Source organism: Amnibacterium sp. CER49 (assembly GCF_029846255.1).
Lineage (GTDB): Bacteria > Actinomycetota > Actinomycetes > Actinomycetales > Microbacteriaceae > Amnibacterium.
Map to the genome: position 1 here is coordinate 623,630 of NZ_JARVWQ010000001.1, position 13,280 is coordinate 636,909.

11 protein-coding genes are annotated in these 13,280 nt (G+C 70.5%); 10 read left to right on the forward strand and 1 reads right to left on the reverse strand.

The features are described from left to right. Positions 1 to 43 precede the first annotated feature (43 nt). Positions 44 to 1,372 (reverse strand): GAF domain-containing serine/threonine-protein kinase, encoded by a 1,329-nt coding sequence (locus tag QDR37_RS03070; RefSeq protein ID WP_279712085.1) that lies wholly within the window; start codon positions 1,370 to 1,372, stop codon positions 44 to 46. Between the two features lie 94 nt (positions 1,373 to 1,466). Between QDR37_RS03070 and QDR37_RS03075 the strand changes: the two genes are divergently transcribed. From QDR37_RS03075 to QDR37_RS03120, 10 genes are all read left to right on the forward strand, one after another. Further along, the gene (locus tag QDR37_RS03075) at positions 1,467 to 2,264 is read left to right on the forward strand and encodes an alpha/beta fold hydrolase (RefSeq protein ID WP_279712086.1); all 798 of its coding nucleotides are present in this window, start codon (positions 1,467 to 1,469) and stop codon (positions 2,262 to 2,264) included. A 305-nt stretch (positions 2,265 to 2,569) separates the two neighbouring features. Beyond that, positions 2,570 to 3,514: a hypothetical protein gene (locus QDR37_RS03080; protein WP_279712087.1), complete on the forward strand. Its 945-nt coding sequence runs from the start codon at positions 2,570 to 2,572 to the stop codon at positions 3,512 to 3,514. A 343-nt stretch (positions 3,515 to 3,857) separates the two neighbouring features. Further along, positions 3,858 to 5,054, forward strand: coding sequence for a site-specific integrase (locus tag QDR37_RS03085; protein WP_279712088.1), 1,197 nt, complete (start codon positions 3,858 to 3,860; stop codon positions 5,052 to 5,054). Between the two features lie 412 nt (positions 5,055 to 5,466). After that, positions 5,467 to 5,844 carry a VOC family protein gene (locus QDR37_RS03090; protein ID WP_279712089.1) on the forward strand — a complete coding sequence of 126 codons (378 nt, stop codon included), beginning with the start codon at positions 5,467 to 5,469 and terminating at the stop codon, positions 5,842 to 5,844. A 125-nt stretch (positions 5,845 to 5,969) separates the two neighbouring features. Beyond that, on the forward strand, positions 5,970 to 6,863 hold the full coding sequence (locus tag QDR37_RS03095) for a class II fructose-bisphosphate aldolase (protein ID WP_279712090.1): 894 nt from the start codon (positions 5,970 to 5,972) through the stop codon (positions 6,861 to 6,863). Continuing rightward, positions 6,860 to 9,010 (forward strand): dehydrogenase E1 component subunit alpha/beta, encoded by a 2,151-nt coding sequence (locus tag QDR37_RS03100; protein WP_279712091.1) that lies wholly within the window; start codon positions 6,860 to 6,862, stop codon positions 9,008 to 9,010. Before QDR37_RS03095 ends, QDR37_RS03100 begins: the two co-directional genes overlap by 4 nt. Then, positions 9,007 to 9,267, forward strand: a complete 261-nt coding sequence (locus QDR37_RS03105; RefSeq protein WP_279712092.1) for a biotin/lipoyl-containing protein — start codon at positions 9,007 to 9,009, stop codon at positions 9,265 to 9,267. Before QDR37_RS03100 ends, QDR37_RS03105 begins: the two co-directional genes overlap by 4 nt. A gap of 84 nt (positions 9,268 to 9,351) precedes the next feature. Beyond that, entirely contained in the window at positions 9,352 to 10,707 is a 1,356-nt protein-coding gene (locus tag QDR37_RS03110) for a sugar ABC transporter substrate-binding protein (RefSeq protein ID WP_279712093.1), read from the forward strand. Next, positions 10,707 to 12,245: a sugar ABC transporter ATP-binding protein gene (locus QDR37_RS03115; protein WP_279712094.1), complete on the forward strand. Its 1,539-nt coding sequence runs from the start codon at positions 10,707 to 10,709 to the stop codon at positions 12,243 to 12,245. The genes QDR37_RS03110 and QDR37_RS03115 overlap by 1 nt, the downstream gene beginning before the upstream one ends. Next, positions 12,242 to 13,276, forward strand: a complete 1,035-nt coding sequence (locus QDR37_RS03120) for an ABC transporter permease (protein WP_279712095.1) — start codon at positions 12,242 to 12,244, stop codon at positions 13,274 to 13,276. Before QDR37_RS03115 ends, QDR37_RS03120 begins: the two co-directional genes overlap by 4 nt. Positions 13,277 to 13,280: the final 4 nt, after the last annotated feature.

The following is a 13,280-nucleotide window of genomic DNA, read 5'->3' on the forward strand; positions in this document are numbered from 1 at the left end:
ACCTTCCGGAGGTCCCGCGCCGTGTCCGCCGCGGTCGGCGACCTCAGCGGCCCTCGAGGGCCTGCAGCGCGATCCGTCGGGCCGCGCGGCGCAGCTCCATCTCGTGCATCGTCATCGCGGCGAGGTCCTCGAGGATCGAGATCCGGTCGCTCGAGAAGACGTGGGGCTGCTCGTCCAGGATCGCCAGCGTGCCGAGGTTGTGCCCCTCCCGCGTGATGAGGGGCACGCCGGCGTAGAACCGGTAGGGGCTGTCCGCGGCCCTCGGGAGATCCGCGGTCCGCGGGTCGGTGAGCACGTCCTCGATCACGAGCGTCTCGTCGTGCAGGCCGCCCGGGCTGCCGAGGCCCCGCTTGCGGTCCACCTCGGCGACCGCGATGCCCTGCCGGGACTTCAGCAGGACCTTGTGCTCGTGCACGACGGTGATGATCGCGACCGGGACCCCGAACAGGCGCACCGCGAGGGCGGTGATGCGGTCGAACTCCGGATCCGGGTGCGCGTCGAGCAGGTTGTACTCGCGCAGCGCCTCGAGCCGCTCCGACTCGGGATCCACCGCCTCGGGGCGCCGGACGCCCAGCAGGTCGACGAGGAGCTCGCGGACCGCCGCCCTGGCCTCCTCGACCGCCGGGCGGAGCGCCGCGTCGATCTGCACCATCCGCTCCAGGAGCGCCGCCAGGCCCTCCGGGACGTCGAGCAGCGCGGCCGCGGCGCCGGGGTGCCGTCCGGTGAGTGCCTCACGCAGCACCAGGCCGAGCGAGTAGACGTCGGTCGCGGGGGTCACGGGCCCGCCTCGCCGCTGCTCGGGGCTGAAGAAGTCCGACTGCATCAGGTGGGCGACGGGCCGGCCGAGCTGCTCGCGCAGCGCCGCCATCCCGAAGTCGGCGAGCTTCGCGGCAGGCGGCCGGTTGCGCGCCTCGGCGAGCAGCACGTTGGTGGGCTTGATGTCCCCGTGGAAGATGCCCTGCTCGTGGATGTGCTCGAGGGCGCCGAGCAGGTCCCAGGCGAGGTACCCCACCTCCACGACGGACATCGGTCCCTGCTGCAGCCGGCGACCGAGGTCGCCGCCCGGCACGAGCTCGAGCACGAGGAACACCCGCGACTCGCCGTCCTCGGTCATGTGGGTCCCGGCGTCGAGCAGCGTCACGAGTGCCGGGTGGTTCAGGCCCGCGATCATGCGCGCCTCCCCCTCCTGGGTGCGCACGTCCACGCCGCCGGCGCTTCGCGCGGGGAAGACCTTCACCGCGACGTCGCGCCCGATGAGCACGTCACGGGCGGCATGAACGACCGACCCCTCGCCCTGGGCGAGGACCTGCCCGACCACGTACCGGCCCTGCAGCACCGCGGCCGCGGCGAGGGGCTCCAGCGCGTCCTGCACGGATCCTCCTCTCGTCGCGGTGGCGCCCTCAGAGGGTCCCACGGAGGGCCTGGTCGTGAGGAGGGCATCAGGCGCGCTTCCGTAAGATGCGCCGGTGCGACTCTCGCTGTCCCGACCTGACGCGACGATCGCGTACAGCGCCTCGGGACCCGACGACGCGGCCCGCACGCTCCTCGCGACCCACTCGCTCACGACGAGCAGGCAGTGGGAGGACGAGGCCGGCGTCCTCGACTGGAGCGGGATCGCCCACCGGGGTACCCGGCTCGTGCGGTTCGACACCCGGGGTCATGGCGAGTCGACGGGGAACCCGGATCCCGCGCAGTACGAGTGGCCCGTGCTCGCCGACGACCTCCTCGCGGTGGCGGACGCGGTGTCGCCGCAGGCGCCGATCGACGCGCTCGGCGAGTCCACCGGCTGCGGCACCCTGCTCTGGGCCGCGAGCCGCGTGCCGTCCCGCTTCCGCCGACTGGTGCTCGTGATCCCTCCGACGCGGGGTCCGGCGCGTGAGCAGCAGACGCAGCTCTACCTCGCCATCGCCGACATGGTCGAGCTGCGCGGGATGGACGCGTGGCGCCGGATGATGAACGCCGCTCCACTGCCGCCGCTCCTCAGGGAGGGCGGTTGGAGCAAGCCGCGCAGCAGCGGGGTGATCGAGGCGCTGCTGCCCTCGGTCCTGCGCGGCGCGGCCGCCAGCGTCCTCCCCGACGAGGACGCGCTGCACGCGATCCGGCACCCGGTGCTCGTCCTGTCGTGGACCACCGACCCGAGCCATCCCGTCGAGACCGGCGAGTACCTCGCGGAGCAGCTGCCCGACGCCGAGCTCGAGGTCGCGTCGACCCCCGATGCGATCCGGGGGTGGGGGGCGCGGATCGCCGACTTCCTCGCGGCCTGAGGCGCGCGGCACCGCTGCTGGGACCGAGGAAGCCCTGGTCGAGCGCTCCGCTCGCACCAGGGCCCCTGTGCTGTACGCCCCCTCGGGACTTGAATCCGGAACCCGGCTGATCACGACGCAGTTGCTCGGCCACCGCTGGCGTGCACCGACCCGGCCACGACGTCGAACTACTGTGCAGTATGAGCCGGGGAGGGATGGCCCGCGGCGGCGCACTGTCCCGTCGAGAGGTGCTGGCAGGCGGTGCCGCGCTGCTTTCCGCGGTCGGCGGCGCTGTCGCCGCTGCCGCCTCCGGCGCAAGAATCCACTTGACGTCCGGGGACGCGCGGTCCGGCGCGCCGCACGCAGCCTCGGCGAAGCCGTCCCGGCCGCCGTTCATCGGCGCGCCGGTCCCGGCTCTGGAGCTGCATCCGGCAGCGATGGCGACGCTGCAGAGCTTCACGCTCCTGCCGCAGACGCGCGAGTGGTACACGACGCAGGCGAGCGCAGGAACGAGTCGCCTGTCCGACCCGGCGGGGTTGAAGGTGGGCGACATCGTGGTCTCGCGCTTGGCTCCGGACGGATCGCTGCTCGATTGCATGACCCTTCCGGACAGCGGGCACGGCATGGGCCTGATCGTGCGGATGGAGGCAGGGATCCGGGTCGTGTACTCCTGCTGGTTCGCCCCGGACGCGAGCGGACGCCCGTACGACCTGGTCCGGCTCCCCTACACCCCAGGGGTCGCCAGCCGCGGCGCTGCGACCACTGTCATCGAGGGCGCCGGGTACCCGCTCGACCCGTCTCTCGACGTCTCGACCGATGCGGTCTCGCTCCGGCACCAGGGTGGCGGAGGACCCGAGTACACGCGCCACGAATGGTCGCACTTCGTGGTCGGGGACCTGTCGCGACCGACGGGGAAGATCGCGACCGCTGACTGGCCGCCGACGCACCAGGGCTTCTGCAGCTTCGGGAACCGGTTCTTCTTCTACACCGGAGCAGCCAGCGACAAGGCGGGCGGAGACCCGGCGTTGATCACCGAGTACAGCTGGGCGAACGGGGAAGCCGTCGCTCCGCCGATCGACGCCTCGGACAACTCGCGCAAGCCGGACGGCTCCTACGAGGGTGGCTCGATGGAGCCCGAAGGGGCCACTGTCGTCATCGACGAGAACGGCGTCCCGTCGCTGCTCGTCGGCGTCGCCAACGGGAGCACCTCGGCGGCCGCGGTGCCGCGCAGCTACCGCACCTTCCGCTACCCGCTCGCGACCGGGACCTAACGCCTCTCGCAGCGCGGTGGCGACGGTCGTCGCGTACTGATGCGAGCGGTGCATGGGGTCCCGCCTGGTCAGCGGCGTGGCGTGCGAAGATCCTCGCCGACCGACGCGGGCGGGACAGGCCCGAGAACGAAGAAGCCCTGGTCGAGCGCTCCGCTCGACCAGGGCTTCTGTTCAGTACGCCCCCCGGGACTTGAACCCGGAACCCGCTGATTGGAATATCGGTCATATCAGGATATGGCAGGACTTAGCAGAACCGCTGGTCAGCCTGCGATTGTCGGTATTGCGGCGTAGCGTGCACACGCACGGCTCCGCGCGGGATTCCGACATAAAGGGTGACTAATCGATGACGACTGGACGACCCGAGCTCGCACTCGGCACCCATGGACGGATCCATCTCTCCCAGGCCGCCGGGATCTGGCGCGCGCGGGTCCGCGTCCGGGACTTCGACGGCGTCACTCGGCAGCTGCAGCGCGCAGCCAAGACCCGCGGCGGCGCGGAGCAGGCACTGCAGCTCGCACTACGCGATCGCGGCCGCAGCGGTGCCGCGGAGCTCATCACCGGTGACTCGAGAGTCGCGGATGTCGCCGCGCAGTGGTTCACCGCGCTGGAATCGCAGAGCCCCTCGACACGACAGGCGTACGCGGACCAATTGCGGCGACAGATCCTGCCCGCGCTGGGGAAGGTGCGGATTCGCGAGCTCTCTGTCGGCCTCGTCGACCGCCACCTGGCGACCATCCGCGCCCAGCACGGTCCCGCCACCGCACGGGTGTGTCGCAGCGTGCTGTCCGGGATCTGCGGGCTTGCGGTGAGACATGACGCGCTCCCGACGAACCCCTGCCGGGACGTCGCTCGGATCCCCGGCACGCCGAAGCGGCGACCGACCGCGCTGACTGCCACCGAGGTGCGCGAGCTCCATACGGCCCTCCTCCAGAACCCGCGAGCGGTGACGCTGGATCTGCCCGACCTCGTCGCTTTCCTCGCCGCAACCGGGGCACGGATCGGTGAGGCCTGCGCAGTCAGCTGGCACGACGTCGACCTCGAGGCCGGAACCGTGCACCTGCACGGCACGGTGCTGCGCCTCAAGGGCCAGGGACTGGTGGTGGGCCGCTCGAAGTCTCCCTCGGGCGATCGGATCATCGAGCCACCGCCCTGGTGCATGCAGATGCTGCGATCCCGTGCCGGCGCCCGCAGCCGAGGCGCGGTCGCAGCGGTCTTCCCCGCCCCATTCAGCGGCGGCCTCCGAGACCCGTCGAACACCCGGCGCGGTCTTCGGCAGGCGTTCGACGCCGCTGGGCGAACGGACCTGACGAGCCACGTCTTCCGCAGGACCGTCGCGACGTTGATGGACGCAGCTGGCATGTCCGCTCGCGACGCCGCTGACCAGTTCGGGCATGCGCACCCGAGCCTGACCCTCGATCATTACATGGGCCGCAGAGCGCGCTCCACTGGCGCCGCGACCGTCCTGCAGGAACTCGACCTTTGGCCCGATGACCAACAGCCCCCATCGACCATTTGGATCATCCCCCGCAGCGATGCCTGAGCGTCCCTATGGGTACCGGGCTATCGCTGCCCCGCCTTCTCGGATCCGCCACCGCGTCCGCGCGTGAGGAGGTCCGCAACCACCCCCGTCTCCGTGCTGCCGTCGCATCAGCTCCTGACCCCCTTGCCTTCAAGCCATACCGTGGCTGTTCTCGAGAGGTCACCGCAGGCAGGAGACGGACTCGGCTCCTAGGGTTCCCGCGGTCCCGACTCGCAGAACCTCTCATCCGGTCGAGATGCGTCGCTCGACGGCGACCCGCCCGCTGTAGCATCCGCCGCTCATCAATTCAAGGCGACCCGCTGGTCGCGCCCGGCAGGCGTCTCCCCGGCCGCATCAAGCACAAGTTGCACACTTGTGAATCTCAGTTGAGATGCGCACGCTGGTGATCCGTCGATTCGAAGGAGAACGAGCGGTGGCACAACCCGTCGTGCACGTCGAGATCACCGGTCCGGATCCGGACGGGCTGCAGGAGTTCTACCGCCGCCTCTTCGGATGGGAGTACGACACCGGGAACGAGGTGTCGCGCACGATCGAGAAGGAGCACGGCTCCTACGGCTTCGTCCGTCGGCTCGGGACGGACCTGCAGGGCGGCGTGGGAGGCGGCGCAGCCTTCGGACGGCACGTGCTCGTCTACGTCGCCGTCCCGGACGTGGCCGCGGCCCTTGCGGAGGTCGAGCGGCTCGGCGGGCGGAAGGTGCTCGACGCCGCCCGCTCCCCCCGCACCGACCTCGTGATCGCGCAGTTCGAGGACCCGGCAGGCAACCTGATGGGCCTCACCGAGACGGCCTGACCCTTGTCCGAGGCACGACGCACTTGACGTGCACTCACATGAGCATCACACTTGAGCGAAGGGCGGTCGACGCCGCAGTTCGACTCGATCCGCCGCCGGACACCTGCAAGGAAGCAAGGAGAACCGTGCCGATCGTTCCACTCCCCCAGCTGCTGAGCGACGCGAAAGCCGGTCGCTACGCTGTGGGCTACTTCGAGTCCTGGGACCTCTACTCCCTCGAGGCCACCATCGCCGCCGCCGAGGCCGAGCGCTCGCCGGTCATCATTGGCATCGGCGGCCTGTCGACGAACCACCAGTGGCTCCGCACCCACGGGGTCGCGATCTACGGCCGGGTCTGCGAGGCCCTCGCCGCACGCACCTCGGTGCCCGCCAGCATCCTCTTCAACGAGGCGGACAGCTTCGAGGAGGCCGTCGGCGCCCTCGGCTCCGGGTACAACTCGGTGATGATGCACACCCAGGGCTGGGACTGGGATCGGCTGGTCGGCGACACGAGCGCGCTGGTGCTCGCCTCGCACGCCGTGGGCGTCGCCGTCGAGGGCGAGGTCGGCGCGCTCAGCGAGATGTCGGTCGACGGCTCCATTGACACATCGATCGGTGCTATGACCGAGGTCGACCAGGCGGTCCGCTTCGTCGGCGCCACGGGGGTAGACGCCCTGGCCGTCGCCGTCGGCAACGTGCACTTCGTCACCTCCGACTACGTGCCGAAGATCGACGTGAACCGCATCCGCGACATCGACGCCGCCGTCGACGTGCCCCTCGTGCTGCACGGCGGATCCGGCACGCCCGCCGATCAGATGCGCGCCGCGGTCGAGGCGGGCATCACGAAGGTGAACGTGGGCACGAAGCTGAAGCACGTCTTCCGCTCGGCCCTCGATCCCGCTCCGGACAGCCAGAACGATCCGAACCTGCTGATCGGCTCCCGCGAGGACCGCGACGTGAACATCGTCGCCGGCCGCGCGCTCACCGACGAGATCCGTCGGCTCATGCAGGTCTTCGGCTCGTCGGGGGCGGTCCGATGAGCAGCATCGAGAGCCCCGAGGTCCGCGAGTCGTTCGAGGCGGCCGAGGACCGCGCCCGTGGCATCCACCGCACGATGCTCGAGCGCCTCGGCAAGGACGAAGCGCTCGGACTGCTGCAGCGCATGGTCGAGATCCGCTGGTTCGAGCAGACGGCCTATCTGCGCTACCTACAGGGCGAGATCCCCGGCACGCTCCACCAGGCGCAGGGCCAGGAGGCGTCGGCCGTGGGCGTGTGCTCCCCGCTGCGGCGCTCCGACTGGATCACCTCCACCCATCGCCCCCATGGTCACGCCCTCGCGAAGGGGATGTCGCCGGAGGTCGCGCTCGCCGAGATCTACGGCCGCGAGTCCGGCGCGCTCGGCGGCCGTGGTGGGTCGATGCACCTCGGCGACCCCGACCTCGGCATTCTGCCGTCGATCGCGATCGTCGGTGGTGGCATCACGATCGCGCCCGGGCTCGCCTACGCGCTGCAGCGCCGGGGCGAGGGCGACGTCGTCGCCTGTTTCTTCGGTGACGGCGCGGTGAACGAGGGCGCCTTCCACGAGGGCGTGAACTACGCCGCCGTGAAGCGGCTCCCGGTCGTCTTCGCCTGCGAGAACAACCTCTACGGCGCGTCCACGCCGTTCCACGAGACCACGTTGAACGTCGACATCGCGTCGAAGGCCGCCGCGTACGGCATCCCCGGCGAGCAGGTCGACGGCATGGACGTGCTCGCGGTGCGGGAGGCCATGGAGCGGGCCGTCGAGCGCGCCCGGACCGGCGGGGGCCCGACGCTCCTCGAGATCCAGACCTACCGCTACCTCGGCCACAGCCGTGGCGATTCCCGCGGCTACCGCACGAAGGATGAGGAGGCGTTCTGGAAGGGCCGCGACCCGATCGACCAGCTCTCGCGCGTGCTCGTCGAGGAGGGCACGGCCACCGAGGACGAGGTAAAGGCCACGGTCGATGCCGGCAAGGCCGTGATCAAGGAGGCCTTGAAATTCGCCCAGAACGACCCGAAGCCGTCGCCGGAGAGCGCGGTCGACCCGTCGGTCGTCTACGCGGCGCCCCCGCGGTCCGTCCCCGTCGGCCCGGTGCTCGAACCGGGCCCCGAGGAGCGCATGCTGACGATCGCCGAAGCCCTCCGCGAGGGCATCGAGGCTGAGATGCAGCAGGACCCGACCGTCACGCTGCTCGGCGAGGACGTCGGGGTCCCGGGCGGCTGGGGCGGCGCCTTCGCGATCTACCTCGGCCTCTCCGAGAAGTTCGGCCGCGACCGTGTGGTCGACACCCCGATTAGCGAGAAGGCGATCTTCGGCGTCTCGATCGGCGCCGCGATCGGCGGCCTGAAGATGCTGCCCGACCTGCAGTACGCGGACTTCGTCTTCGAGGGCATGGACGAGATCGTGAACGAGGCGGCGAAGCTCCGGTACATGTCCGGCGGCCGCGTGCAGGTGCCGATGGTGCTGCGGAGCCCCGTCGGGTCGTCGCAGCGCGGCGCGCAGCACTCGCAGCTGCCGGAGAGCATGTTCCTGAACGTCCCGGGCATCAAGGTGCTCTGCATCTCCGACGCCTACACCGCGAAGGGTGGCATCCGGGCCGCGCTCCGCGACCCCGACCCGGTGCTCGTCTTCGAGCACAAGCTCCTGTACGGCTCGAAGGGCCGCAAGGAGGCCGGCAGCGTCGACACCCGGGCCTTCGTTCCCGAGGACGACTACGTCACCGAGGTCGGCCAGGCGCGACTGCGGCGCGAAGGCACGGATGTGACGGTGCTCGCGACCTTCCGCGAGCTGTACTCGGCACTGGCGGTGGCCGAGGAGCTCGCCGAGCGCGGGGTGTCCGTCGAGGTGATCGATCCCGTGTGGATCGCACCGTTCGACTGGGACAACATCCTCGCGAGCGTCCGCAAGACGCGACGGCTCGTGATCGCCCACGAGGGGCACCTCACCGGCGGCTGGGGCGCCGAGGTCGCCGCGCGAGTCGGCAGCGAGCTCTTCGACGTGCTGGCCGCGCCCGTGCAGCGCGTCGCGAGCAAGGACGTGCCGATGCCGATGGCCCCCTGGCTGGAAGAGGCGGTCCTGCCGACCCGCGCGGACATCGCGCGGGCGATCGACACCGTGCTGGCCGGCACCGGCCGTGCACCCGAGAGGAAGGACGGCCAGCAGTGAGCGAGGCCATTCTCATGCCCGAGCTGGGGCAGACCGTGAGCGGCGGGTACATCGCCAAATGGCTCGTCGCCGAGGGCGAGTTCGTCGAGCTCGGCGCCCCGCTGCTGTCGGTCGAGACCGACAAGACCGAGCTCGACGTCGAGAGCGTCGCGGAAGGCGTGCTGCTGAAGCAGCTGTTCCCCGAGGGCGCCGAGGTCGAGTCCGGCACCGTCATCGCCTACATCGGCGAGGAGGGCGAGGAGGCACCCGCCGGCTGACGGCGCGCCTCTCACCTCCATCCATCCCTGCACGCATCAAATCCCTGTAATCACCACTCGTTCTCAATGAGGAGGGCGCGAGCCATGACCGGTCTCGGGCAGTTCGATCGTCGGAAGTTCATCCAGGCGCTGGGCCTGGGCATCGCATCGGTGGGGGGCGCGAGCGTGCTCGCGGCCTGCAGCGACCAGGTCGGCACGGGAGGCGGGTCGGGCGGGTCCACCTCCGGGAGCGGCGGCGGCAGCGGTGGTGGCAGCGGCAAGCCGGGCCTCGTGCTCGCGTCGGTGCCGACCCTCGACAACGAGTACTTCACGCTGTGGCAGATCGGCGGCAGCCAGGCCGCCAAGGCGCTCGGCATCAACTTCCGGATGCAGAGCTACAACTCCTCGGCGCAGACGCAGATCGGCCAGATGCAGGCCGCGTCGGCCGCAGGCGTGACGCAGGTGATGACCTTCCCGTTCAACAACGACGCGGTGAAGCAGATCGGATCGATCCTCTCGAAGCAAAAGATCCCGTTCGACACCTCGTTCTCCGCGACGCCGTGGAGCGTGCCGAGCGACCCGTCGTTCGGCGGCGGCTACGCGCTGCTCAACTACCCGCGAGAGATCGCGGGCCAGCAGGCGATGTCGGAGGCCGTCTTCAAGGCGATCGGCGGCAAGGGCAACGTCTGCTACGTGAACGGCGCGCCCACCGACCGCACCTCCGCCCTGCGGAAGAAGGGCTTCGACCAGGCCGTCGCGAAGTTCCCGGGCATCAAGGTGCTCGACACGCAGTACGGCAACCAGAACGGCCAGGACACCCGTCCCGTCGTCCAGGCGTTCCTCGCGAAGCACTCCAACATCGACGCGATCATCTGCCACAACTCGTCCGAGGCGCTCGGCGCCGTGTCGGTCCTCGAGCAGAAGGGCAACACGCACATCAAGGTCGGCAGCACCGACGAGCAGGCCGCGATCCTGCAGAAGCTCGTCGACGGCCCGAACGTCGTCGCCGTCCAGTCCATCTACGGCTCGTGGCTCGGCGGCTACATGGTCGTCCGCGCATTCGACGTCGCGCACGGCGTGAAGCTCGACCCGCTCGAGCTCATGATGTTCCAGGACGCCGTCGTGCTCGACACGAAGGACGCCGTAAAGGAGTACCAGAGGGCCGCGAACGCGAACCCGCTCGGGTTCGACTGGAAGAAGATGTCCCGGCACCTGAACCCCAACGACTGGGACACGGGCGTCGCCCTCGCCGTCAACGAGCCCGAGTCGTTCTTCGCGAAGGACCTCGGCGTACCGAAGCCGTCGGGCTTCAAATTCCCCGACGCGCTGCAGAAGTCGATCGACGCCGGCAACGTCGACAAGCTGACGCAGATGTACGCGTCGCACGCGAAGAACAACCCCTTCGCCGACGCGGTGAAGAAGACGACCACAAAGAAGTCCGTCTTCGGAATCTCGTACTGATGAGCACCGCCCGCGCCGCGCGCGAGCCCGCGCGCGGCGAGCCGATCCTCGAGGCCCGGGACCTCCGCAAGGTCTACCGCGGGGTCCCGGCCCTCGACGGCGTCTCGCTCTCGCTCCGCATCGGCGAGGTCCTCGGACTCGCCGGGCACAACGGCGCGGGCAAGTCGACGCTGCTGAACATCCTGTCCGGCACCGTCAAGCCGGACGGCGGCACCATGACCCGCTCCGGCAAGCCGTACACGCCGGGCTCCTATGCGGGCGCGGTCGACCGCGGGGTGATCCGGATCTTCCAGGAGCTCTCGATCATCGAGAACCTGACGGTCGGCGAGAACCTCACGTTCGGCAACGAGTCGCGGGTGCGGAAGGCGGGCTTCGTGACGCGGAAGCACTCCGCCCAGATCGCCGACGCGTTCCTCCAGGAGGTCGGGCTCGGCGACCTGCACGCCGCGGCGCCCGCAGGGACCCTGTCGCTCGCCGAGCGCCAGCTGCTCGAGATCGCGAAGGCGCTGTACATGGCCCGGATCCGGAACATCGCCGAACCCGTGCTGCTGCTCGACGAGCCGACGAGCGGCCTCACCGCGTCGCAGGTCGCGTTCCTCGAGTCGCACCTGAACCGCATCCGCTCGCTCATGGGCGTCGTCCTCACGACGCACCGGGGCGCGGAGCTCCTGAACTGGAGCGACCGCATCCTCGTGCTCCGCGACGGACGCGCCGTGGGCGAGCCCGACCCGCACTCCACGGGCCCAGCCGAGCTCGCCGCGCTGATGCTGGGTGACGCGGAGACGGCGACTTTGTCCCGGGCCGAGCGCCCGGCCGCCCCCAAGCGGGTGCTCGACGTCGAAGGGCTCCTCGTGCCGGGGCTCGCCGAGCCGATCGACCTCACCCTGGACACGGGCGAGGTGCTCGCGATCGTGAGCCCCGCGGAGGAGAAGGGGCGGATCGCCCGGGCCGTCGCCGGGCTGCTGAAGCCGCTCGCGGGCGAGGTCCGCGTCGAGGGGCACCGGCTGCAGGGCGGTCCGGTCGACGCCGTCGGCCACGGGGTGCGCTTCGTCCCCACGGACAGGGCGGGCGAAGGCCTCTCGCTGCTGCATCCCGTGCGGTGGAACCTGTCGGTGGCGGCGATCGCGGAGGGCCGGCGACGGCTCGCCCGCAACCGCAAGGAGGAGGCCGTGCATGCGCAGGCGCTCATCAGGGACTTCGGGGTGAAGGTCGCGAGCGACGACCAGCCCGCGGACTCCCTGTCCGGCGGCAACCAGCAGAAGCTGCTGGTCGCCCGGGCTCTCGCCGGGCAGGGCCGCCTGCTCGTGCTCGAGTCCCCCACGCGTGGCATCGACGTCCATGCGAAGACCGCGATCTTCGGGTTCGTCCGCGATGCCGCGGCGTCCGGGGTCGCTGTGCTGATCGTCACCGACGAACCGGAAGAGGTCGTCCCGGTGTGCGATCGGCTCATCATGCTCCGAGACGGCGCAGTCAGCGGTCAGTTCGACTGCCGTGTGCAGGAGCCCACGCTCGCCGAGCTCGAGGAGGCGCTCGTATGAACCAGACCACCGCACCCGCTGTCGGACCGGCCACGCCGGCGGAGCCGGGCACCGCAGCGGCGCCGGAAGCGACCGCCGCGAAGCGCCCGGCACGACCGCTGAAGGACCGGCTGCAGACGATCTCGCTGCTCGCGGCGCTCGTGATCCTGCCGGCGATCTTCACGGCCCTGAACCCGCAGTTCCTGTCCGGCGGCAACATCGACAGCATGCTGCAGCAGACCTCGATCCTGCTGCTCGTCGTCGTCGCCGGCACGGGCCCGATCCTCATGGGCTCGATCGACCTGTCGGTCGGCGCGATCGTCTCGCTCACGGCGGTGTTCGCGGGGCTCGCAGCGCAGGCGCTCGGTCAGCCTGCCGTGTTCCTGGTGATCCCGCTCGGTCTGCTCGTCGGTCTCCTGAACGGCGCGATCATCGCCTACCTCCGGCTGCCGTCGTTCCTCGTGACGCTCGGCACCTCCTTCGCGATCAGCGGCATCGCCCTGCTCGCCTCCGGCGGCTTCCCGGTGCAGCTGCCGGCCGGCCCGCTCACGCCGATGTTCAACAAGAGCCTGCTCGGTCTGGTGCCGCTCCCGCTCGTCTACGCCGTCGTGGTCTGGGCGGTCATGATCATCTGGCTGCGCAGGACCGCGACCGGTCGCTTCGTGTACGCGATCGGCGGCAACGAGCGGGCGTCCGGAGTCCTCGGCGTGCGCGTCCGCTGGGTGAAGACGCTCACCTTCGGGGTCAGCGGGCTCTGCTGCGGCATCGCCGGCATCGCTCTGCTCTTCTCCACCACGGCGGCCACGAGCGAGGTCGGCAACGCCTTCCTGCTGCCCTCGATCGCGGCGATCGTCATGGGCGGTACGCCGCTCTCCGGCGGCCAGGGCGGCGCGGGGCGCGGCCTCATCGGCACCCTCCTGCTCGTCGAGCTGGGCAACGGCATGCTGATCCTCGGGTTCTCGCCCGCGGCGCAGCAGATCGTGCAGGGGCTCGTCGTCGTCCTCGCGGTGCTGCTGACGCTCGACCGGCGCCGCCTGCAGATCGTCAAGTAGCGCC

Bases quoted from the DNA above. Each gene is read 5' to 3' on its own strand.
- QDR37_RS03085 (WP_279712088.1), top strand. From the start codon at position 3,858: ATGACGACTGGACGACCCGAGCTCGCACTCGGCACCCATGGACGGATC.
- QDR37_RS03100 (WP_279712091.1), top strand. From the start codon at position 6,860: ATGAGCAGCATCGAGAGCCCCGAGGTCCGCGAGTCGTTCGAGGCGGCC.
- QDR37_RS03110 (WP_279712093.1), top strand. From the start codon at position 9,352: ATGACCGGTCTCGGGCAGTTCGATCGTCGGAAGTTCATCCAGGCGCTG.
- QDR37_RS03115 (WP_279712094.1), top strand. From the start codon at position 10,707: ATGAGCACCGCCCGCGCCGCGCGCGAGCCCGCGCGCGGCGAGCCGATC.
- QDR37_RS03120 (WP_279712095.1), top strand. From the start codon at position 12,242: ATGAACCAGACCACCGCACCCGCTGTCGGACCGGCCACGCCGGCGGAG.